This is a genomic window from Nocardia sp. XZ_19_231, from assembly GCF_015355705.1.
Taxonomy (GTDB): Bacteria; Actinomycetota; Actinomycetes; order Mycobacteriales; family Mycobacteriaceae; genus Nocardia; species Nocardia salmonicida.
Map to the genome: position 1 here is coordinate 26093 of NZ_JACUZI010000015.1, position 21001 is coordinate 47093.

Genomic DNA, 21001 nt, shown 5'->3' on the forward strand with positions numbered 1-21001 from the left:
CGCTTTGACTGCAAGGCATCAGCTTTCGGGTCGCGCTCTCATCGCCTACGGGCTTGCCAGCTCGTTTTCGGTACCCCAGCCATCAATGCCAAGACCGCATTCGTCGAAAGCGCCAAGAGACCCCGCGGCAGCCGCCCAGAACGACGCGGCTGCCGCGCAGCTCTGGCACGAGAGCGAAAAGCTATGGCAGAACGTGGGTCTGAGGACAGTCAGCGATTCGTGCGGCCGAGATCCACCGGCAGCTGGATACCGGTGATATGCCTGGCCTCGTGGGAAGCAAGCCACGCGATCGCGGCCGCGATGTCCTCAACTTGGCTGAGGCCATCCGGGAGGGTGGCAGAGTAGAAACCGCCCAATCCTGGATTGCTCTCGATGAGCGGACGAATCCCGGGCACGAGATCCGTGGCCACGCCGTGTGGATGCACCGAGTTCACCCTGATTCGGTACTCGCCCAGTTCGTTCGCCAGCGTTTTGGCCAGGCCGGTCACGCCGTGTTTGGCCGCCGCGTAGTCGGCGAGCAAAGGCAGACCCCGCAAACCCGCCACCGAGCTGGTAAAAATGATCGCACCCCCGGCGGCCTGCTCGAGCATGATCGGGATCGCGGCCTTCGCGGTATGGAAAGCGCCGGTCAGGTTGATGTCGATCGTCGCCTGCCAATGTTCGGCGTCGATCTCCCAAGCGCGCCCAACAGTTGTCATGCCGGCGTTGGCAACTACCACATCGAGCCGCCCCAACTCGGCGACGCTACGCTCCAACGCCTCCTTCACTCCCTCGAAGTCACGGACATCGACCTTGTGTGTAAGGATGCGCCGACCATGTTTCTCGACCAGGCGTGCCGTCTCTGCCAGGTCTTCCTCGGTCGCACCCGGGTACGTCGTGGTCGGCAGGTCCGCACAGATGTCGAGTGCGATGATGTCCGCGCCTTCGGCCGCGAAGCGCACCGCTTCCGCGCGCCCCTGGCCGCGGGCCGCGCCCGTGATGAATACGACCTGGCCCTCGAAGCGCCGGGCAACCGGCTGTGCGGGCACCGGCGCCGGCGGAATCTCGCGAGTCATACATTCTCCCATCGTGCTGGAGCGGGGCAATCCTACAGATCAGGCCCCACCGCTCAAAACAGAGTGTTCTCAATAAGATAAAGTAGCCGACTTGGCGGGTCATTCAAGATCCATACTACCTATTGGGTGCACTATTTTGGCAATCGACCTGCCAGTGAGTGCTGCCGCAAGCGACCACCCGCCATCTGGGCGATGCGTTCGCCACCGTGAATCTCGCCAGTCACCTGAACACGCTCACCGCACCGACGCGATCCGGATCTCGCCGACGCTTGCCGCAGCGCTGGTACTCGCGCTCGAACGTCGAGCTGAAGCACCACGAATAGCGGGCGATCAGGGGATTCGGTGCACTCTTGTCCGCTCCTGGTCGACTACGCAGGGCCACTTGACAGGCAGGGCCCATCTGACGCTAAGACCTAAATATATTGCGGCACAACCGAATTGGGCACCATTCGGACTGCGGATGCGTACTCGCGACGCGACCGGTCTGATTTTTCGATTTCGCCCTCATTAGTTGTACCGACCGCTTATCCTAAAATTCCCACTGTGATGGGCACCACAAATGGCGCCCTGGGAGCTATGAGGCGATAACTACGATGTTGCTCAATGTTTCGAAGCGAGTCGGGCGCAGTCTGCTCGTCATCCTCCTGGTCACGCTGGCCGCGGTGTCACTGCTCAGCTTGGCTCCGGGTTCGGTGGCGACCGTCATCCTGGGCGAGAACGCCACGCCGCAGGCAGTGGCCGATCTGAATGCCGAACTTGGCCTTGACCAACCGATCTGGTGGCAATACCTGGACTGGCTCGGCGGGGCTCTCCAAGGAGACCTCGGTACGTCACCGGTGACCGGCCAGGCGGTCACCCAGGCGATCATGGATCGGCTCCCGGTCACACTCGAACTCGCCGGCCTGGCCCTCGTCATCGCCCTGGTGTGCGCCGTCGTCCTCGCGGTGCTCTCGGCATCGGCGCAGGGCAGCGCACTGGATCGGGCCATCAACGCACTCTCGTCGGCGTTCCTCGCCGTTCCGGCTTTCATCGCGGGTCCCGTCCTCATCTACGTGATGGCGCTGCAGCTGGGCTGGCTCCCGGTCTCGGGCTGGTCGGATATCGGCAGCGGGCTGGGTGCCAACCTGCGCTCCGCGTTGCTACCTGCGCTCGCCGTCGCGCTCACCGAGATCGCGATCTTCCAGCGGCTGCTGCGGGCCGATCTGGTCGGGACTCTGCGTGAGGACTTCGTGTCGGCCGCGCGCGCGAAAGGTATGTCGCACACCTATGTCATGTTCCGGCACGTGCTGCGGCCCTCGTCGTTCTCGTTGATCACGGTGGCAGGTATCAGTCTCGGGCGGTTGATCGGCGGTACGGTCGTCGTCGAGGTGCTGTTCGGCCTACCAGGGCTGGGGCAGTTGGTCTCCGCAGCGATCACCAGCCGTGACGTGATCACCGTCCAGGGCGTCGTGGTGTTCGTCGCCATTGTCTATGTCGGTCTCAACGCGTTCGTCGACGTCGGCTACGGGCTGATCGACCCACGAGTTCGAAAGGCGGTCAGCGCATGACTGTCGTATCCACCAACAAGGAACCGGTCGCACGCACAGTGGATCCGGCCCCAGCTGTGCCAGCAGTACGGAAGAACCGGTCGGTCGTCGTCTGGGGGTCGTATGCGTGGCTCGCCGCGACCGTGCTGTCCGCTGCGTTCGCTAAGCTGTTGCCTATCGCGTCCCATGACGTCCGGGTCGGTCCGTCGCGGCAGACACCGCAATTGGGCTCGCTCGACCTGCTACTGGGCACCGACAACTTCGGACGGTCCATTCTGTCTCGCTGCATCCACGGTGCGCAGGTGTCGCTGCTGGTAGGCACCGTCGCCGGATTGGCGGGCCTGACCATCGGAACGGTCCTCGGTCTGCTCGCCGGCTATCTGGGCGGACGCGCCGACTGGATCATCTCGCTACTGACCGATTCGCTGCTGGCCTTTCCGCCGCTGATCTTGCTGCTGGCCCTGGCCTCGATCATGACGCCGAGCATTCCGACGATCCTCATCGGCCTGACACTGGTGACAGTGCCGAGCTTCGTACGGCTGGCGCGAGCGAACACGATCGCGTGGTCCTCACGCGAGTTCGTGCGGGCCGCGAAGAACATGGGCGCGAGTGATACGAGAATCCTGCTGAAGGAGATCCTGCCGAACGTCGTGCCCGGCTTGGCCGCCTTCTTTCCGACCGTCATCGCGGCGCTCATCGTGGCTGAGGGGTCGTTGAGCTTTCTCGGCCTGGGTATCCCGCCGCCGCAGCCCAGTTGGGGCGGCATGATCGCCGAGGGCAAGGCCGCGCTGGCCACCGCGCCGCACCGGGTCCTGATTCCCGCGATCGTCGTGTTCCTCACTGTCTTCTCACTGAACCAGGTCGGTGACCATCTGCGGCACCGGTTCGACCGCACATTGCGGGACTGATCCCGGTCCACCCCTCTATACCTCCGGCGAATGCTGCCGGAAATTTCGAAAGGTCAACTATGACATTGAAGAAGCACCTCTTCGCGGCTGTGGTCACGACGGTCGCCGCGCTCGCGCTGACTGCCTGCGGCGGCAGCACCGGCGGTCAGTCCGTCAGCGGCCCGACCGGGGAGCCGGTGACCGGCGGCGTCGGCCGGCTGATTCAAATCGCCGAACCTCGCAGCCTCGACCCCGCCCTGATCGCGAACTCCTGGGCGAATTCGCCGATGCTCGGGAACGCCCTCTACGGGACGCTCATGATCAACGACCCGGCCACTGACAAGGTCGAGTTCCGGATGGCGGAGAACTTTGCCTCGACCGACGGCGGCAAGACCTTCACATTGGCGCTGCGGCAGGGGCTGAAGTTCTCCGACGGCTCGCCGTTCACCGCGGAGGCCGTCAAATACAACTGGGAGCACGTCAAGAACCCCGCCACTGCATCGCCCGACATCACACAGGCTTTGCTGATCGAGTCGGCCACAGTCGTCGACGACAGGACGCTGCGGATCGTACTGGTCCGGGAGGTTCCGAGATTCGCCAACGCGATCCTGCAGACGGGGCTGAACTGGATCGCCTCTCCGACGAGCCTGGCCGGTGGCCAGCAGGCCATCGACGCCGACCCGATCGGCGCGGGCCCCTATCTGCTGGAAAAGTGGGCGCGGCAAGATGTGATCACCTTGGTGCGCAACCCGAATTACTACGATGCGCCGAGGCCCTATCTCGACCGCTTGGAGATCCGCACTATCGCCGACCGGGACCAGCGCTACAACACGATGGTCAGCGGTGGCGCTGACCTCTCGCTGGAGAGCCAATGGATCAACCTCGCCAAGGCAGACAACGATGGTCTCCAGCATCCGGAGATCCAATTCGGTGGCGGCATCGGTGTGGTCCTGAACTCCCGGCGCGCCCCGTTCGATGACCCGCGTGCGCGCAAGGCGGTCGCGGCGGCGATCGACCTCGACATCCTCAACGACGCGTCCTCCGAAGGCACCGGGCAGATTCCCACCCATCTCTTCGACTCGAATTCGCCGTTCTACCAGGATATTCCGCTGATGAAGCGAGACCCGGACCTCGCGCAGAAGCTGTTCGACGAGCTCGCTGCCGAAGGTAAGCCGGTCGCTTTCACCTTGTCTGTGTTCCAGGGGGACAGCCAGGTCATCGGTGAGAGCATTCAGACTCAGCTGCGTGAATTCCGCAATGTGAAGGCTGAGGTCAAGACGGTCGACCTCGCCCAGTACGGGCAGATCATGCGGCAGCGTGACTACGACACCATCCCCAGCTCCGTGGTGTTCGGCGAGCCGGAACCGCGGCTGTGGTTCGGTTTCCACGGCACGTCGAACGGCAATGTCGGCGGGGTCAACGACGCCGAGCTGAACGCGGCGCTGGACCTCGGCCGCACCGCGGAGACGCAGGACCAGCGGATCGCCGCCTACAAGACCGTTCAGCAGCGGCTGGTCGAGCTGAACCCGACGCTGCTGTACCAGCGGGCGGCCGTCGGGGTACTGGCGACAAGCAATGTCGGCGGCATCCAACAGTACGGGTTGGGATCGGCGCTGCCCGAGACACTCTGGATCCAGAAGTGAGTGGGCAGATGGCCGATGAACCTCTGCTCGAAGTGCGTGGCCTGCATGCGCATATCGCCTCCGACCGCGGCGTTGTCCGAGCCGTTGACGGCGTCAGCTTTGATGTAGCGCGGTCCGAGGCGCTCGGCGTGGTCGGCGAATCAGGATCCGGCAAGTCCGTGATGGCTCGCGCCATCATGGGCTTGCTACCCGCCCATTCCGCGCGATCGGGATCGGTCCGATTCCGTGGCCGGGATCTGTTGACGCTGAATCGCAAAGCGCGCGAATCAATCTGGGGCAAGGAGATCGCGATGGTCTTTCAAGACCCTGGCCGGTCGCTCAACCCGGTGGTGCGGGTCGAACGCCAGCTGACCGAAGGGATGCGTAAGCACCTGGGCATGTCGCGTTCCGACGCGCACAACCGGGCCTTCGAACTGCTGGACGAGGTCGGCGTGCCGGATCCGGAGCGCCGCCTGCGGAGCTATCCCCATGAGCTCTCAGGTGGCATGCGGCAACGTGTCATGATCGCCATCGCCTTGGCCTGTGAGCCGGACCTACTGATCGCCGACGAACCGACCACCGCGCTCGATGTCACCATCCAGCGCCAGATTCTGGACCTGCTGCGCAAGATCCAGACCGACCGCGGCATGTCGCTGATGCTGATCAGCCACGACCTCGCCGTCGTCGCAGGCCGCACCGACCGGGTGTCGGTGATGTATGCAGGACGGATGGCCGAAATGGGCTCCACCCGTGCGGTTTTCGGTGCACCGAGACATCGGTACACCTGCGCGCTGCTCGGGGCGACACCGACGATCGGCCACGAACGGCACGCACCGTTGAACCTGATCCGTGGGTCGCTGCCATCGCCGACCGATCCGCCGCATGGCTGCCGGTTCGCGCCGCGGTGCGACCATGCCACGGATGCCTGTGGCGAGCTGGGATCGCAACTCGAACCCATCGCGATCGACCACTACGTGGCGTGTGTCAATCCCGCACGCGCACAGTCGGTTTCAAATATCGGAGGTGAGCTCGTTGGCGGGTAGTGGAACAGCTCACCTGCGGGGCGAACACGCGCTGCTCAGCGTCGAGAACCTCGAGGTCGAGTACCGGATGAAAGGCGGTTCGTTCAAGGCGGTCGCGAGTATCAGCTTCGACGTGATCGAAGGCGAGACTCTTGGCATCGTCGGCGAGTCCGGGTGTGGCAAGTCCACCACCGGGCGTGCCGTGCTGCGGCTCGATCCCATCGCCGCCGGGCGCATCCGCTACGCCGGCGAATGGATCGAAGAGCTGCCCGAGAAGCGAATGCGCGCACTGCGCCGGGACATGCAGATGATCTTCCAGGATCCAGTGGGCTCGCTGAACCCGCGCCGCGCGGTGCGCGACATCGTGGTCGAGGGTCTGGCGATCGCCGGCGAGTCGGCGCGGCAGCGGTCCGAGTCGTCACAATCGGTGCTGACGCAGGTCGGGCTGCCGGGTGACCGGTTCGCCGAGATGGTCCCGCGCCAGCTGTCGGGCGGCCAAGCACAGCGCGTCGCGATCGGCCGCGCGCTGGCATTGAACCCCCGGTTGCTGATCTGCGACGAACCGGTCTCGGCCCTGGACGTCTCGGTGCAGGCGCAGATCTTGAACCTGCTGGAGGAGCTCAAGAAGGAGTACGCCCTCACCATTATCTTCATCGCGCACGATCTGGGCGTGGTGCGGACCATCAGTGACAAGGTCATGGTGATGTACCTGGGCAAGGTATGCGAATTCGGTGACTCCATCGAGGTGTATGACAACCCCGCGCACCCTTACACGAGGGCACTGCTGGACTCGGTTCCGCTGACCGACCCGGACCGGGGCTTCGCCGGTCCGGCACTGGGCGGCGATATTCCATCCCCGCTGCGACCGCCGGCGGGCTGTCGATTCCGAACTCGCTGCCCGGTGGCACAGGATATCTGTGCGGCCGAGGAGCCGGTTGTGCGTGAGGTGCGACCGGGCCAGTTCGCCGCCTGCCACTTTCCGCTGGGCTGACTCCGACGCGTGGTCAATTATCCGAACTCCATTCTGGGAGTTGATGTTTCGATGCAACTCGCGTCGCCTTGGGGTATTGCCTGCCGCCTTCGGGCGACGTATTGTCCTAGATATTGGACCGACTGATCAGTACAGCGTTGAGGCTCTCCCCCGTTGAATCAGATCGAGGTACTCATCTCCTACGCCGGTCGGCCACAGCGGTTTCACGCGATGCCCGCCCTCGCGGCGCTGGGCGAACAGCGATAGCGGATTCTGCAGAATCGAATCCATTCGACCAAGAGGAGTCCTGATGGGCCACGACGGTAGAAATGCGGTTGTCACCGGTGGCGGTCGTGGAATCGGCCGCGGGATCGCCACCGTGCTGGCGGCGCAAGGCGCCGCCGTCGCAGTGTGGGATCTGAACGCCACGGCCGCCGAGGAAACGGTCTCCATGATCCGCGACGCGGGAGGCGAAGCAGTAGCCGTCGTCGGCGATGCGGCCGACGCTGTGGCCGTCGCGGCGTCAGCGGCGCGCACCCGTGCCGAACTCGGCCCGGTCACGATCCTGGTCAACAACGCCGGGATCACCGACTATGTCCAGTTCACCGATCTCACCGAGAATGCGTGGGATCGGATGATCCGAATCAACCTCAAGGGGCCGTTCCTGGTCTCGCGGGCATTCGTGCCCGACATGCTCGCGGCGGAATGGGGGCGGATCGTCAATATCTCCTCGTCGTCCGCGCAGACCGGGGCACCGGCCATGGCGCACTACGTGGCGTCGAAGGGCGGCATCATCGGGCTCACCAAGGCGCTCGCCACGGAATTCGCTGACACAGGTATCACGGTCAACAATGTCCCGCCCGGCACCGTCGACACTCCCCTGCTCCGCGAAGGATTCGACCCGGAGAAGCTGGCCGCCACCAATCCGATGAAGCGGACGGGTCAGCCTGCCGACATCGCGTACGCGGTCTCGTATCTGACATCGGAGGAAGCCGGCTACGTGACCGGACAGACCCTCAGCGTGAATGGTGGGCGTTATTTCGCCTGACAACCTCCGGTGAAAAAGCACGAAAGAAAAGGTGACGAATGAGCGAGAATGCGACCGATATCGAATCGGGCAAAGCTCTCCCGGAATTCCCGACACCCCGTTCGGCGCAGTGCCCCTTCGCTCCGCCGCCGGATCTGCTGAAAATGCATGAAATGGACAAACCTGTAGTTCGAGTCCGCACCTGGGATGGCACAACGCCGTGGCTGGTAACCGGACATGCGGCGCAGCGCAAAATCATGACCGACGCTCGACTGAGCGCGAATATCGGCGCCCCCGGATATCCGCACACGACCATGGCGATGAAGGCGCACGCCGACATCAAGGTGCCCTCGATCAACAACACCGACGGGCCGGAGCATGCCCGCTGGCGGCGCATGCTGACGAGCTCGTTCACCCGACACCGCATGGAAAAGCTCCGCCCCGAAATCCAGCAGATCACTGACACTCTGATCGATCGAATGCTGGCCGGGCCGAATCCGGTCGACCTGAACGAGGCACTGTCACTGCCGCTGCCGTCATTGATGATCTGCGCGCTACTCGGCGTTCCCTACGACGACCACGAGTTCTTCCAGAAGCACGCCGGAGTCACCAACGCGGTCCACAAGACACCGGAGCAATCGGCTGCCACCACGGCGACGCTACGCCGATACATCGCCGGTCTTATCGAGGCCAAGATGGATGCCCCGGAAGAGGATGTCCTATCCGATCTGGGCGAGCGCGTCAAAGCGGGCGAGCTCAGCATGGAAGAGGCTGCGCCGCTGGGGCACATCCTGCTGGTCGCTGGACACGACACCAGCGCGAACATGGTCACCCTCGGTACTGCACTGTTGCTGCAGCACCCCGAGCAGCTCGCTCTGTTGCGTGACAATTCCGATGATCCGAAGTTCGTGGTGAACGCGGTCGAGGAATTGCTCCGGTATCTCACCATTCCGCATCTGCTGGCCCGCCGGGCGGTCGTCGACGACATCGAATTGGAAGGCGAAACCATTCGAGCCGGGGAAGGTGTCATCGCTTCGCTGCCAGCCGCCAACTGGGATCCGGAGGCTTTCCCGGATCCCGCGCGCTTGGATCTGGCCCGGACGGCATCACATCATCACTCGTTCGGCTGGGGTCCACACCAATGCGTTGGACAGCAGCTTGCCCGCATTGAACTCCATGTCGTATTCGGAACGTTGTTCAAGCGTATTCCGACGCTGCAGTTGGCGGTGGGCGTCGAGGAATTGAAATTCAAAGAGGACTCGCAGGCGTACGGCATCTATGAGTTGCCGGTGGCCTGGTAACAGTCGAAATTCGAGAAGTGGGAAATATTCTGTGACTGACAGCGAATTCCATGTGACACGGTTGTATCACCCGAGCCATCATGTGCCTGACTTGGCGGGAGCCGAAGGTTTCTTCGAGCGGGTATTCGGTCGGCCGAGCCGGCCACTGGCAGAGATGATGCGCAATGCTCCGGCTAGTCCTGGTTATCCGACGGACTATTCGACCTTCACGCCCATCAGCGACGTCCTTTTCGACACCATCGATCCGAAGCGCTACGTGCTGGACGGGATCCAGCGGTACCCCACGGTTGACAAGCCGCATCTGAAGGGGTTCGGGTGGTATGTCGATGGTATCGCCGAGGCTTATCGCAATCTGCGGCGGCTCGGGATCGGAATGGTGGGCCAGCTCGACGAGGTTGCCGACAGCGACGATCCACCGACCGCCCCGAACTCACCCATGCCGATCTTCTTCACGATCCCTGAGGATGCGGGCCTGCGGTACGAATTCCTGCCGCAGATCCCGTTCCCGCTCGACCACCGATTGGCAGCAGATTGGGAGGTGCCGCCGGTGTCGGCGGAGGATCCGCTCGGCATCGAGCGGTGTTCGCATCACACCGTGCTGACCAACCAGCCTGATCGTGCGCTGCGTGTGGTGGTCGACGGGCTGGGCGGCAAGGTCATCCATTCCGGTCGCAACGAGGTGCTCGGAGCGAGCAGTACCTATGTGCACCTGGCCGACGCTGTCTTCGAGTACGCGGTTCCCGATCAGGACACCACCGCCTACGACGACTGGCGCAGCACGGCGCCGAACGACACCTACCACTCCATCACATGGAAGGTGGCCGATCTCGAGCGCGTGGCGCACCGCCTGCAAGCGCAGGGCGTCGGTATTCGCACCCGGACCGCCGAGGTGATCGTCACCGACCCCGAAACCAGCCTCGGTATCCCCTGGGCTTTTACCACCGGGCTGACACCCGGTGACCCGCGGAACGCGGGATGACACTCCCCCGGCTAGGAGATTTCTGATGAGTTCTGTGAACATCGATGTCGATGTGTTGGTCGTCGGTGCGGGCGTCACCGGTATCCAGCAGCTGTACCGCGCCAAGGAAGCCGGGTTCTCCGCGCGGCTGCTGGAGGCCGGTGACGGCGTCGGCGGAGTCTGGTACTGGAACCGGTACCCGGGCGCGCGGCTCGACTCGGAGAGCTACACCTACGGCTACTTGTTCTCCAAGGAGCTGTTCGAAGGATGGGAGTGGCGGGAACAGTACGCCGGGCAGCCGGAGAACGAGCGCTACTTCAACTATGCAGTCGACACGCTGGGCCTTCGTTCCTACATCCAGTTCGGTGCGAAGGTGACCTCGGCCGTGTTCGACGAGCCGTCGGCCACCTGGCTGGTGCGGGCGAGCGACGGCAGTGAATTGCGCGCGCGATTCTTGATCGCGGCCACCGGAGTTCTCTCTGTTCCGGTCTTTCCCGAAGTTGCCGGACGCGAGGATTTCCAGGGTATTTCGCACCATACCGGTCTCTGGCCGGACGAACCGGTCGACTTCAAGGGCAAGCGAGTCGCGGTGATCGGCACCGGGTCGAGCGGGGTCCAGGTAATCCCGGCCGTCCTCGGTGACGTGGCGTCCCTGACGGTTTACCAGCGATCGGCCAACGGGTGCACACCCTTGCGCAACGAGCCGATCAACACCGAGCAGCAAGCCGCACTGAAGGTCGGGTTCGAGCGTATGCGTGAACAGCTCGATGCGTCCGTGAGCGGGTTCCTGCACGAGCTCATCGAGCGCAAGACGTTCGACGACACCGAGGAAGAGCGCCGGGCGTTCTACGACAAGATGTGGCACAGCCCGGGCTTTTCTAAGGTGATCAGCCACTATGCCGACATGCTCACCGATCAGACGGCCAATGCCGACTGGTGTGAATTCATGGCGGAAAAGATTCGCGGGCTCGTCAAGGATCCGGAAACTGCGGAGAAACTGATTCCCCGCGACCACGGATGGGCCGGAAAACGTCCGCCATTTGTGACCGGCTACTTCGAGGCGTACAACGATCCGAAGGTCTCGCTCGTAGACCTCCGGGAGACACCTATCGTACGGGTGACGGAGTCGGGTATCGAGACCTCGGCAGGCCTGCGAGAATTCGACATCATAGTCTGGGCATCCGGATTCGATTTCGGCACCGGAGCGCTGAACAGGATGGGTATTCGCGGCCGGAACGGGCTGGCCCTGGAGGAGTACTGGGCCGACGGGCCACACACATTCCTGGGTGTGATGTCTCATGGTTTTCCCAACTTCTTCTTTCCTGGAGGTCCGCACGGTGCAGCGGGAAACAATCCCAGGTATGGGGGAGATCAGGTTGATTTCGTGGCGAGCTCGCTCGAGTACATGCGCGATCACGGCCATCAGGAAATGGAAGTACCCGAAGACGTCGAAAACAAATGGAATCAGATGGTTGCGGATCTTGCCGTGTATTCCCCCTTCGGGGAACACAGCTACTTCTTCGGTTCCAATATCGAAGGTAAGCCGCGCGCCTTGCTGCTGAATCCTGGTGGTCGGCCGATTCTGCGCGCGACGATGGGTGAGGTTCTGGAAAACGACTACCAGGGATTCTTTGCGTGAGGTGTAGCAGACATCCAACGAAGGTGTCGCCCGAGAACATGAATCAGATCATAAAACTTTCCACGTCCCGCATCCCAGCAGTCCTATGGACTGCTGGGGCGATATATGGCACCTAGATATGGAGACAAACGTGAGCGACGAGCGCATTTGGCCACAACACGAACTCGGCAAAGAACTGAACAACTGGGGCAGATGGGGCGATTCCGACGAAGTCGGCACCCTCAATTTCGTCACTCCGGAGAAGCGCGTCCAGGCGGCGCAACTCGTCCGTACCGGCAAGGTATTCGATCTCGGCATGGCGTTCGACAACGAGGGCCCATTCAAGAGCGGCGGCTTCCGGAACAATCCGATCCACGTGATGACGCTGCTGCCCTCGGACACCGCGCAGTCACCCGATGGCATGATCTCCGCCGACGACATGATCATCACCGGCCTGCAGTCGGCCACCCAGTGGGACGGGCTGGCACACGTGGGCTACGGCGAGAAGTTCTACAACGATGTCCCCTCCGGGGCGGTGAACAGCTTTGTCGGCGCTGCCCGTAACTCGTTCCCAAAGGTGGTCGACCGACTGATCTCGCGCGGCGTGCTCCTCGATATCGCCGGCTTGAAAGGCGTCGACAGGCTGGCGGATTCGTACGAGATCACCGAGGCTGATCTGCTGGCCGCAGAAGAACGCCAAGGCGTTCGGGTCGAGTCCGGTGACATTCTCTGTCTGCGCACCGGCTACTATAGGTGGTTCCTCGAGGGCGATCGCGAACGCTACCTGGGCAATTCACCCGGGCCGGGACTGGACATGTGTCGATGGCTGTACGAGCGTGAGGTCGCGGCATTGGCCGTCGACAACTACTCCGGTGAGGTCTGGCCGAGTCCCATCGAGGGCGCGATCATTCCGTTCCACCAGGTCGTGATTCGTGACATGGGCCTGACTCTCGGCGAGATGTTCAACTTCGAGGACTTGGCCGTGGATTGCGCAACGGATGGCGTCTGGGAGTTCATGCTCTGCGCCACAGGCCTGAAGGTGACTGGCGCGGTTGGCTCGCCGGTGACCCCGATGGCACTGAAGTAGGCAGGCTGATACAGCCCAAGAGGGTCAGAACAGTAGGTTGTTCTGACCCTCTTCATCGATCTCAGCGGGTCAACACGATGGCCGGAGGCGGAGGTTGACGAACGACAGTCGAGAGGCTCTACGCTTCGGTCGGAGCGATGAAGGGAACCGTGTGGACAAGCCAATTCACCTCGTGGAATTCGAAACTATGCTGCTGAGCCGCCATCACTTGAGCCAGCAGCGTCGGCGGGGCGACGGAACTCTCGAACGCAGCGCTTACCTGCTGCTCAGCCGCTTGTCAGCCGAGGGTCCGCTGTCGATCGGGCAACTGAGCGAAGCGCTCGGTGTCAACGACTCGACGGTGCACCGCCAAACTAGCGCTATGGTTCGCGCCGGTTTGATCGAGCGCATCGCTGATCCGGACGGCGGAGTGGCGCGCAAGTTCCAGACCACCGAGGAGGGCGACTGCCGCCTCGAACACGAACAAACAGACAATATCGACGGCCTCGCCGTGGTCATGCGTGAATGGACGCCCGAAGAAGTCGCCGATTTCGCCCGGTACCTCGCGCGCTTCAACACCGACATCGAGAGATTGGACGGCCGACCGTGGCCGCGCGCCAACCGCGTCGTGAACTCCCGGTCGCCGGGGGTATCAGCGTAGAGATCGCAGCTGGTCGGCGACCCGCCACGACTCCGCCGCCAGTGACTGCACAGTCGCGATGAATCCGGTAACGAACCGCGCCGAGGTTCGCCGATCGAACAGCGCCGTCGGGTAGACGAACGAGCCACTGATTCCGGCAGGGATACCGAAGTGGTCGTAGTGCTCGGTCAACCCGAACTCGAGGTCGTGTTTGGCATGGACAACGTCGATCGGGACTTCGGTGACCGACAGCCCCGATTCCCGCGCCGGGTAGGTCACCGCGTCGCGCTGCAGGACCAATGTCGTTTGGAACACCGGATGGCCGGGGCACTCGGGTAGTGCGCGCTTGAGCCGATGGTTCGGGGTATCTGCGCGTGCGAAGGCGGCAAGCGAGACTCGCCGCACCTGATGGAGAAGCTCAGCCGCATCGCGCGACCGATCCAGCCGGATGCGCATCAGCACATCGGCAGAGAAGTTGCCGACCAGATCATCGAGCCACGGGTGGTCACGCCCGGCCACCGCGGTAGCCACGGTGACATCGGCGCACCGCGCGAACTCGGCAACGGACAACGCGAAAGCCGCTTGCAGCACCATGAAGATACTGGCCCCGGCGTTTTGCGCACACTGCAGCAGCTGTCCGTGGGTGTGCCGGTCGACGGAAACCGCCACCGTCGCGCCGGTCCTATCCGGCACTGGTGGGCGCGGACGGTCACAGGGAAAGACCAACGGGCTCGGGCGACCGGTGAGGGTGTTCGCCCAATACTGCAACTGCCCGGTCGCCCGGCTGAACTCGTCGTCGAATCGGCCGAGACTCGCATGCTTCCACAGGGTGTAGTCGACGTAGTCGACCGGCAGCGGCGACCATCCCGGTGCGTGACCCCCGCTTCGCGCCGCATAAGCCACCAGCAGATCCCGCAGAAAGGGCCGCATCGAGCGGCCGTCCAGCGAGATGTGGTGGACGGTCAGGCCCAGCACCACATCATCGGATCCGAGCAGATACGCACGCGCCCGAAGCGGTAGGTCGGTCTGCAGATCAAACGACGAACTCGGCCATGCGACCGCCGCAATCGGGCGGGGCGAGAGATGGGCGCCCGAATGACGCTGAGGCTAGATTTGCGATATTCCCTGCGGTGGATCCATTCCGCTGAACGGGATATGGAACGGCGATAACCAGCTTCACGCGGTGACCCGGGGCGCCCACGGACGGCGGCAAGCGGACATCGGTGAGCACGTACCGATCATCGAGATCGGAGGTGTGGTGCCGGATCGGCAACGCCGTACATTCGTCGAATGCAAGCCCTCTGGACGAGCGTCATCGACTGCCTCGACATACGCTTTCGATCGCCGGTAACCGATGGACCGGGATCACCCGGCCTTGCCGTGATGGCCTCGGCGGACGGGCCCGCGGTGGAGCTCGACAAATCCCACACCTCGAGCGCGAGGCTGGTCGCCCAGGTGGTGCGAGCTGTGGGGATGGCCGTACCGAAGAAGTCCGTGCGTTCGATCCACGTGGTATTCACCAGAGAATTCCACGTGGACTCGCCGCTGCACTACTTGATCCAGATCCAGCAGCAGACCCGGCCGGAATGCTCCTCGACCGTCACCGTCCGTCAGCGTGGCCGCGTTGTCGCGACCGCCACCCTGACGTTGCACGCCGCATGGCACCGCAGGGACTGGAGCGCTGCGACGGATGGGCTGTCGATACCCGGAGAGGCGCCCCTGCATCCATCAGCCATCAGCGGTGCCGGAAGCGAAATGTGGATTCGGCCACCCGAGACCAGCGACGACCTCGCCCCAGCCCTGATTGCCTTCGCAACTGATCTCGGCAACCATGATGCCCTCGGCTTCGACGGCGAGGCAGCGGCCGGCATGACCACCGCCCACAGTGTGTGGTTCCATCGGCCGGTGCACACCGGTCGATGGCTTCTGCATCGCAGCTCAGACCCGATCGTCTCGGCCGGTCGGCGATTCGTCCGCGGCGAAATCATGGCCGCGGACGGTTCGGCCGTCGCTTCATACGCCCGCGAAGCCCTCAATTGAGTTGGCACACAGCACTCCCCGGCTTCCGCCGCGGGCCGCCCACGTCAGATCAGCGCACGCAGCTTCTCGATCTGGACAATTCTCTCGGCTGAGGACGTCGTGCCGATCGGCTTCACATTGAGGACATTCACCCCGGCTGCCCGGAACACACCGATGCGCTCGGCGACGAACGCGGGCGAGCCGATCAGCGAGATGTCACGGACGAGATCGTCAGGGACAGCGCTGGCAGCTACGTCCTTCTCACCCGCCAGATAGAGCTCCTGGATCCGGTCCGCTTCAGGCCCATATCCGTAGGAAGTCGCGAGCGCATGGTAAAAGTTCTTGCCCTTCGCGCCCATTCCACCGATGTACAGCGCCAGCTGCGGCTTGACCTGATCACGCAGTGCCTCGACATTGTCGCCGATAGCCAGCGCCGGGCCGGCGTACACCTGTAGCTCGCCCAGAGCCGCGTCGCGGGCGGCACGTCCAACCGCCAAGGACTGTCCCCACACCTGGTCGGCACGTTCGGGCAGGAACAGAAACGGCTGCCAGCCCTCCGCGATCTCGGCAGCCAGTGCCACGTTCTTCTGCCCGAGAGCTGCCAGCACGACGGGAATCCGTTCTCGCACAGGGTGATTGATCAGCTTCAGCGGCTTGCCGAGTCCGGTGCCCTGGTCTGCGGGCAGCGGAATACGGTAATACTTGCCCTGATACTCCAGGCGCTCGCGACGCCATACCGCGCGACAGATCTCGACGAGTTCCCTGGTCCGGCCGATCGGTGCGTCGTACGGCACACCGTGGAAGCCCTCGACCACCTGCGGTCCCGATGCGCCGAGCCCGAGAATGAAGCGACCGTCGGAGACATTGTCCAGCCCGGCCGCGGTCATCGCGGTCAGGGTGGGCGTCCGGGTGTAGAGCTGCAGAATTCCGGACGCGAGGTGCAGTCGATCGGTTTTCGCGGCCAGGTAGCCGAGTGCACTCACCGCGTCGAACGAGTACGCCTCGGGCACGAACGCGATGTCGAGCCCGGCCCGCTCGAGGTCGGCTACCTCGGCCGCTGTCTCCTTGAATCCGCCGGCGTAATTGATACTCAGTCCGATTCGCATCGGGTCTTCCTCTCTACCAGTGCGAACCAGCGTTCGCCTACTGCGCATTCATAAGTCAGCGACCCGGACCGACCGGCGGCGCATCGAACAGGACCGACACCAACTCAGCGGTACACGCCGGTTCCTCGACACCTTCGATCTGGACCGCGACTCGTGTCGCAACGCGAAACCCGCGATCGGTCCGCCGGACATCGTGGAGTTCCACGCTCGCCCGTATTCGAGAACCGATCCGGACCGGATGGGGGAACCTGACCCGGTCGCAGCCGGAATTGATTCCCATCCGCACGCCGCGGACACGATAAGCGCCGGCAGCCAGTCGAGGCACCGCAGCGAGTACGACTTGTCCGTCGACAACATTCGGATCGCCGACCGAGCTCGGAGGGTGCTGATAGTTGATCGCTCGTGCAAACAGTTCCACGTACGCGGAGCTGATCGTGAGCCATTCGCTGTATCCCAAATGATCGCCGACAGCCTGAGCCAGGTCGGCTACGTCGTCGAACACTCGCATGGTTGCCGCCGGGCGCCGATCAGCCCAAGTCCCGCAGTCGCGGCAGGATGTCCTCGGCGAACTGGCGCAAGAATCGTTCCTGATCATGCCCCGGGCCGTGGAACACCAAATGATCCATTCCAGCGTCCACGTAGGGCTTGATGCCCGCGACGGCTTGGTCCGGATCCGACGCCACAATCCATCGCTTGGCGATCTGATGGATCGGCAGCTCGTCGGCCAGTTTCTCCATCTCCACCGCTGATCCGACACTGTGCTTCTGCTCGGCGGTCAGCGAGAGCGGCGCCCAGAACCGGGTATTCTCCAGCGCGCGAGCCATGTGACGGTCGTAGGAGAGTTTGATCTCGATCATCCGTCCGATTCCGGCCGGGTCACGGCCTGCCGCCCACGCGCCGTCCCGCAGCGCGGGCATCAACCGGTCGGTGTACAGGTCCATTCCCTTGCCGGAGGTGCAGATCATCCCATCACCGACCCGACCTGCGTACTTGGCCATCACCGGACCACCGGCGGCGATGTAGATCGGAATCGTCGCTTCGGGCCGATCGTAGATGTTGGCATTGACCGTCGTGTAGTGGTCGCCAGCGAAGGCGACATCATTGTCTGTCCACAGTGTGCGGATCAGTGTGACCGCTTCGCGCAGGCGGGCGAAGCGTTCCTTGAATTCCGGCCATTCACGACCCGAGACCGCGATCTCGTTCAAAGCCTCACCGGTGCCGACACCGAGCATCACCCGGCCTTCTGACAACAGTGACATTGTGGCGAAGGCCTGGGCGATCACCGCGGGGTTGTAACGGAATGTCGGGGTGAGGACGCTGGTACCGATCCGGACCCGGCTCGTTCGTTCGATGACCGCCGACATCCAGGCCATCGCGAACGGGGCATGTCCTCCGTTGTGTCGCCAGGGCAGGAAATGATCGGACACCAACACTGAGTCGAGACCGAATTCCTCGGCGCGAACAGCGAATTCGACGAGTTCACGCGGGCCGAACTGTTCCGCTGACGCCTTGTAGCCGATGGTCAAACTCATCAGTGTTCTCCTTCCGCGACCGCGCCGAGCGCCGCCTTGCGGGATCGCTGGTAGCGGCCGATCAATGCGTTCGTCGAACTGTCATGTGACAGCGGCCCATCCGAACCCAGCTCGTCGAATATCTTGGCGGCCAGTACTTTCCCCAGCTCGACACCCCATTGATCGAACGAGTTCACGCCCCAGATCCAGCCCTGGGTGAACACACGATGTTCGTACAGGGCGATCAATTGGCCGAGGGTGTACGGGCTGAGGCGAGGCAACATGATCGTGTTACTCGGCCGGTTCCCGGGGAACGTGCGGTGCAGGCGTAGCGATTCCGAATCGCGCTCGTCTGGGGGACGGCCGAAGGCGAGTGCCTCGGTCTGGGCGAACAAGTTCGCCATCAGCAGATCGTGGTGCTCGACCAGGGCGTGCGCTGGTTCGAGCACTCCGATGAAATCGCAAGGAACCAGGACCGAGCCCTGGTGCAGTAGTTGGTAGAACGCGTGCTGACCATTCGTACCGGGTTCACCCCAGACCACGGGAGCGGTCGCGACCTCGACCGTGCCACCTTCACGGCCCGCGGACTTTCCATTGCTCTCCATGTCGAGCTGCTGCAGATATGCGGGTAACCGGGCCAGCCGCTGATCGTAAGGAAGCACGGCGTGCGTCTGGGCGTCCCAGAAATTTCGGTACCAGATTCCGAGCAGACCGAGCAGCACCGGCAGATTCTCCCGAAGCGGCGCGGTCCGGAAGTGCGTGTCCATCGAGTGAGCCCCGTCGAGCAGCTCATGAAACCGTTCGGGGCCGACAGAGAGCATGAGCGACAGACCGATCGCCGAGTGCAGCGAATACCGGCCGCCGACCCAATCCCAGAACTCGAACATGTTGGCCGGGTCAATGCCGAACTCGGTGACCTTGTCCGTAGCCGTCGAGACTGCAACGAAATGCCTTGCGACAGCGTCAGCCTCACCGATTTCTCGGGTCAGCCACTCACGGGCGACACGCGCATTGGTCAGGGTCTCAACGGTGGTGAAGGTCTTCGACGAGATAACGAACAGTGTTGTCGCGGCATCGAGTCCCGCCAAGGTATGTGCCAGGTCGTGCCCGTCGATATTCGAGACAAAGTGCATCTCGATGTGCTCGGCCGCGAAATCTCGCAGTGCCTGGCACGCCATGGCCGGGCCGAGGTCGGAACCGCCGATCCCGATGTTGACCACCGCACGGATAGGTTGACCGGTAGCACCGCGCCAAGCACCCGAACGCACCTGAGCAGCGAACTGACTCATCCGCATCAGTGCCTGCGTAACATCGGCAACGATATTTCGGCCTGCGACCTGGACCACCGTATCGGCCGGTGCACGCAGGGCGGTATGCAGGACGGGGCGATCCTCGGTCGTATTGATGCGCTCGGCACCGAACATCGCCTCGATGCCGCGGCCCAGTCCGCGCTCCTGCGCCAGTTGCACGAGCAGGTCCAGCGTGCGGGAGGTGATGTGATTCTTCGAGTAGTCGAGCACAATGCCGTCGTACTCGACGGTGCGCTCCGGGCCTCGGCCGGGATCGCGCTCGAACAAGTCCACCAGTCGGAGAGCGGCGACCTCGTCACGATGTGCCTGCAGCGAGCGCCAGGCCGCGGTCTGCGAAACACTCACGCACACACCACCTTCTCGTTGTGCCCGCCGAACGCCTTGCGCATCGCCGAGAGAGCCTTCCCGACGTATTCGTCCTCACCACGGGAGGCGAACCTGCTGTACAACGCTGCGGTCAGGACATGCGCGGGCACTCCTTCATCGACCGCGGCCTGTACCGTCCACCGTCCTTCGCCGGAATCGGAGACACGGCCGGAGAACTCCTCGAGGCCGGGATCCCCGTGGAGCATGCCCGCGGTCAGATCGACCAGCCACGAACTGACGACACTGCCCCGCCGCCAGACCTCGACCACCGCCGCGATGTCGAAGTCGTAGGTGTAATAGGACGCGTCGGACACTGGCGCCGTTTCTGCGTCGCCGGCCTGCTCATCGGTGCCGAAACCTGCCTCGCGCAAAATGGCCATACCTTCCGCAAGGGCAGCCATTTGACCGTATTCGATGCCGTTGTGCACCATTTTCACGAAGTGTCCGGCGCCCGCTGGACCACAGTGGAGGTACCCCCGCTCGGCGCGATCAATGGCACCTACGCGACCCGGAGTACGTGGCGCGGAGTCGACACCAGGTGCGAGTGCGACGAACAGCGGGTCGAGACGTTCGACAACCTCGGCGGATCCACCGATCATCAGGCAGAACCCGCGCTCGATGCCGTGGACACCGCCGCTCGTGCCGACGTCGATGTAGTCGATGCCGTCGACGGCCAATTCCCGTGCACGCCGGACATCGTCACGGTAGAACGAGTTCCCACCATCGATCACGACATCACCGGCACCGAGCAGTTCGCGAAGATCCGCGATCACCGCATCGGTCAGCGCGGCCGGAACCATCACCCAGATCACGCGAGGAGCGGACAGCGCGGCGACCAAATCGGAGAGGGAGCCGACCCCATCGATACCCTCGGCACGCAGTCGGTCGACGGCCGCTGTATCGGGGTCGAACACGACGCAGCCGAGTCCCGCACTGTTCATTCTGCGGGCCAGACCTGCACCCATCCGGCCTGCACCAATCATTCCGATCCGCATCG

19 protein-coding genes are annotated in these 21001 nt (G+C 63.5%); 12 read left to right on the plus strand and 7 right to left on the minus strand.

All coding sequences use genetic code 11. The features are described 5' to 3' along the window. Window positions 1-209: 209 nt before the first annotated feature. Window positions 210-1055: a mycofactocin-coupled SDR family oxidoreductase gene (locus tag IBJ82_RS33420; protein WP_194829979.1), complete on the minus strand. Its 846-nt coding sequence runs from the start codon at window positions 1053-1055 to the stop codon at window positions 210-212. 593 nt (window positions 1056-1648) lie between these two features. Between IBJ82_RS33420 and IBJ82_RS33425 the strand changes: the two genes are divergently transcribed. The 11 genes from IBJ82_RS33425 to IBJ82_RS33475 all read left to right on the plus strand — a co-directional run bounded on the left by IBJ82_RS33425 (window position 1649) and on the right by IBJ82_RS33475 (window position 13713). Continuing rightward, the gene (locus tag IBJ82_RS33425) at window positions 1649-2602 is read left to right on the plus strand and encodes an ABC transporter permease (RefSeq protein ID WP_194829980.1); all 954 of its coding nucleotides are present in this window, start codon (window positions 1649-1651) and stop codon (window positions 2600-2602) included. Then, a complete protein-coding gene (locus IBJ82_RS33430; RefSeq protein WP_194829981.1) occupies window positions 2599-3489 on the plus strand; it encodes an ABC transporter permease in 891 nt (296 codons plus the stop codon). Before IBJ82_RS33425 ends, IBJ82_RS33430 begins: the two co-directional genes overlap by 4 nt. A 59-nt stretch (window positions 3490-3548) precedes the next feature. Beyond that, entirely contained in the window at window positions 3549-5111 is a 1563-nt protein-coding gene (locus IBJ82_RS33435) for an ABC transporter substrate-binding protein (protein ID WP_194829982.1), read from the plus strand. 8 nt (window positions 5112-5119) lie between these two features. Further along, window positions 5120-6133 carry an ABC transporter ATP-binding protein gene (locus IBJ82_RS33440; RefSeq protein WP_194829983.1) on the plus strand — a complete coding sequence of 338 codons (1014 nt, stop codon included), beginning with the start codon at window positions 5120-5122 and terminating at the stop codon, window positions 6131-6133. After that, a complete protein-coding gene (locus IBJ82_RS33445; protein ID WP_194830022.1) occupies window positions 6123-7103 on the plus strand; it encodes an ABC transporter ATP-binding protein in 981 nt (326 codons plus the stop codon). Before IBJ82_RS33440 ends, IBJ82_RS33445 begins: the two co-directional genes overlap by 11 nt. Window positions 7104-7392: 289 nt before the next feature. Next, a complete protein-coding gene (locus IBJ82_RS33450; RefSeq protein ID WP_194829984.1) occupies window positions 7393-8130 on the plus strand; it encodes an SDR family NAD(P)-dependent oxidoreductase in 738 nt (245 codons plus the stop codon). A gap of 38 nt (window positions 8131-8168) precedes the next feature. Next, complete coding sequence (locus tag IBJ82_RS33455; RefSeq protein WP_194829985.1) at window positions 8169-9410, plus strand: cytochrome P450; 1242 nt, start codon at window positions 8169-8171, stop codon at window positions 9408-9410. Window positions 9411-9564: 154 nt separating this feature from the next. Continuing rightward, window positions 9565-10389, plus strand: coding sequence for a hypothetical protein (locus IBJ82_RS33460; RefSeq protein WP_228538054.1), 825 nt, complete (start codon window positions 9565-9567; stop codon window positions 10387-10389). Between the two features lie 25 nt (window positions 10390-10414). Beyond that, entirely contained in the window at window positions 10415-12007 is a 1593-nt protein-coding gene (locus tag IBJ82_RS33465; protein ID WP_194829986.1) for an NAD(P)/FAD-dependent oxidoreductase, read from the plus strand. A 130-nt stretch (window positions 12008-12137) separates the two neighbouring features. Then, window positions 12138-13073 carry a cyclase family protein gene (locus IBJ82_RS33470; protein WP_194829987.1) on the plus strand — a complete coding sequence of 312 codons (936 nt, stop codon included), beginning with the start codon at window positions 12138-12140 and terminating at the stop codon, window positions 13071-13073. A gap of 187 nt (window positions 13074-13260) precedes the next feature. Next, window positions 13261-13713, plus strand: a complete 453-nt coding sequence (locus tag IBJ82_RS33475) for a MarR family winged helix-turn-helix transcriptional regulator (protein ID WP_228538061.1) — start codon at window positions 13261-13263, stop codon at window positions 13711-13713. Here IBJ82_RS33475 and IBJ82_RS33480 read toward each other — a convergent pair. Further along, on the minus strand, window positions 13705-14760 hold the full coding sequence (locus tag IBJ82_RS33480; protein WP_194830025.1) for a condensation domain-containing protein: 1056 nt from the start codon (window positions 14758-14760) through the stop codon (window positions 13705-13707). The genes IBJ82_RS33475 and IBJ82_RS33480 overlap by 9 nt on opposite strands. A gap of 315 nt (window positions 14761-15075) precedes the next feature. Between IBJ82_RS33480 and IBJ82_RS33485 the strand changes: the two genes are divergently transcribed. Next, entirely contained in the window at window positions 15076-15732 is a 657-nt protein-coding gene (locus tag IBJ82_RS33485; protein ID WP_194829988.1) for an acyl-CoA thioesterase domain-containing protein, read from the plus strand. 44 nt (window positions 15733-15776) lie between these two features. Here the strand turns inward: IBJ82_RS33485 and IBJ82_RS33490 are convergent, their stop codons facing one another. The 5 genes from IBJ82_RS33490 to gnd are packed head-to-tail and all read right to left on the minus strand — an operon-like array spanning window position 15777 to window position 20999. Further along, window positions 15777-16817, minus strand: coding sequence for an LLM class F420-dependent oxidoreductase (locus IBJ82_RS33490; protein WP_194829989.1), 1041 nt, complete (start codon window positions 16815-16817; stop codon window positions 15777-15779). A gap of 55 nt (window positions 16818-16872) precedes the next feature. Next, entirely contained in the window at window positions 16873-17412 is a 540-nt protein-coding gene (locus tag IBJ82_RS35550; RefSeq protein WP_370585599.1) for a MaoC/PaaZ C-terminal domain-containing protein, read from the minus strand. Further along, complete coding sequence (gene fgd, locus IBJ82_RS33500) at window positions 17345-18349, minus strand: glucose-6-phosphate dehydrogenase (coenzyme-F420) (protein WP_194829991.1); 1005 nt, start codon at window positions 18347-18349, stop codon at window positions 17345-17347. The genes IBJ82_RS35550 and fgd overlap by 68 nt, the downstream gene beginning before the upstream one ends. Continuing rightward, window positions 18349-19989 (minus strand): glucose-6-phosphate isomerase, encoded by a 1641-nt coding sequence (pgi, locus tag IBJ82_RS33505; RefSeq protein WP_194829992.1) that lies wholly within the window; start codon window positions 19987-19989, stop codon window positions 18349-18351. The genes fgd and pgi overlap by 1 nt, the downstream gene beginning before the upstream one ends. After that, the gene (gnd, locus tag IBJ82_RS33510; protein ID WP_194830026.1) at window positions 19980-20999 is read right to left on the minus strand and encodes a phosphogluconate dehydrogenase (NAD(+)-dependent, decarboxylating); all 1020 of its coding nucleotides are present in this window, start codon (window positions 20997-20999) and stop codon (window positions 19980-19982) included. Before gnd ends, pgi begins: the two co-directional genes overlap by 10 nt. Window positions 21000-21001: the final 2 nt, after the last annotated feature.

Bases quoted from the DNA above. Each gene is read 5' to 3' on its own strand.
- IBJ82_RS33435 (WP_194829982.1), top strand. From the start codon at position 3,549: ATGACATTGAAGAAGCACCTCTTCGCGGCTGTGGTCACGACGGTCGCC.
- IBJ82_RS33465 (WP_194829986.1), top strand. From the start codon at position 10,415: ATGAGTTCTGTGAACATCGATGTCGATGTGTTGGTCGTCGGTGCGGGC.
- IBJ82_RS33455 (WP_194829985.1), top strand. From the start codon at position 8,169: ATGAGCGAGAATGCGACCGATATCGAATCGGGCAAAGCTCTCCCGGAA.
- IBJ82_RS33475 (WP_228538061.1), top strand. From the start codon at position 13,261: ATGCTGCTGAGCCGCCATCACTTGAGCCAGCAGCGTCGGCGGGGCGAC.
- IBJ82_RS33450 (WP_194829984.1), top strand. From the start codon at position 7,393: ATGGGCCACGACGGTAGAAATGCGGTTGTCACCGGTGGCGGTCGTGGA.
- fgd (WP_194829991.1), bottom strand. From the start codon at position 18,349: ATGAGTTTGACCATCGGCTACAAGGCGTCAGCGGAACAGTTCGGCCCG.
- gnd (WP_194830026.1), bottom strand. From the start codon at position 20,999: ATGCGGATCGGAATGATTGGTGCAGGCCGGATGGGTGCAGGTCTGGCC.
- IBJ82_RS33420 (WP_194829979.1), bottom strand. From the start codon at position 1,055: ATGACTCGCGAGATTCCGCCGGCGCCGGTGCCCGCACAGCCGGTTGCC.
- IBJ82_RS33430 (WP_194829981.1), top strand. From the start codon at position 2,599: ATGACTGTCGTATCCACCAACAAGGAACCGGTCGCACGCACAGTGGAT.
- IBJ82_RS35550 (WP_370585599.1), bottom strand. From the start codon at position 17,412: ATGATCAGGAACGATTCTTGCGCCAGTTCGCCGAGGACATCCTGCCGC.
- IBJ82_RS33490 (WP_194829989.1), bottom strand. From the start codon at position 16,817: ATGCGAATCGGACTGAGTATCAATTACGCCGGCGGATTCAAGGAGACA.
- IBJ82_RS33440 (WP_194829983.1), top strand. From the start codon at position 5,120: ATGGCCGATGAACCTCTGCTCGAAGTGCGTGGCCTGCATGCGCATATC.
- IBJ82_RS33460 (WP_228538054.1), top strand. From the start codon at position 9,565: ATGATGCGCAATGCTCCGGCTAGTCCTGGTTATCCGACGGACTATTCG.
- IBJ82_RS33425 (WP_194829980.1), top strand. From the start codon at position 1,649: ATGTTGCTCAATGTTTCGAAGCGAGTCGGGCGCAGTCTGCTCGTCATC.
- IBJ82_RS33485 (WP_194829988.1), top strand. From the start codon at position 15,076: ATGGCCTCGGCGGACGGGCCCGCGGTGGAGCTCGACAAATCCCACACC.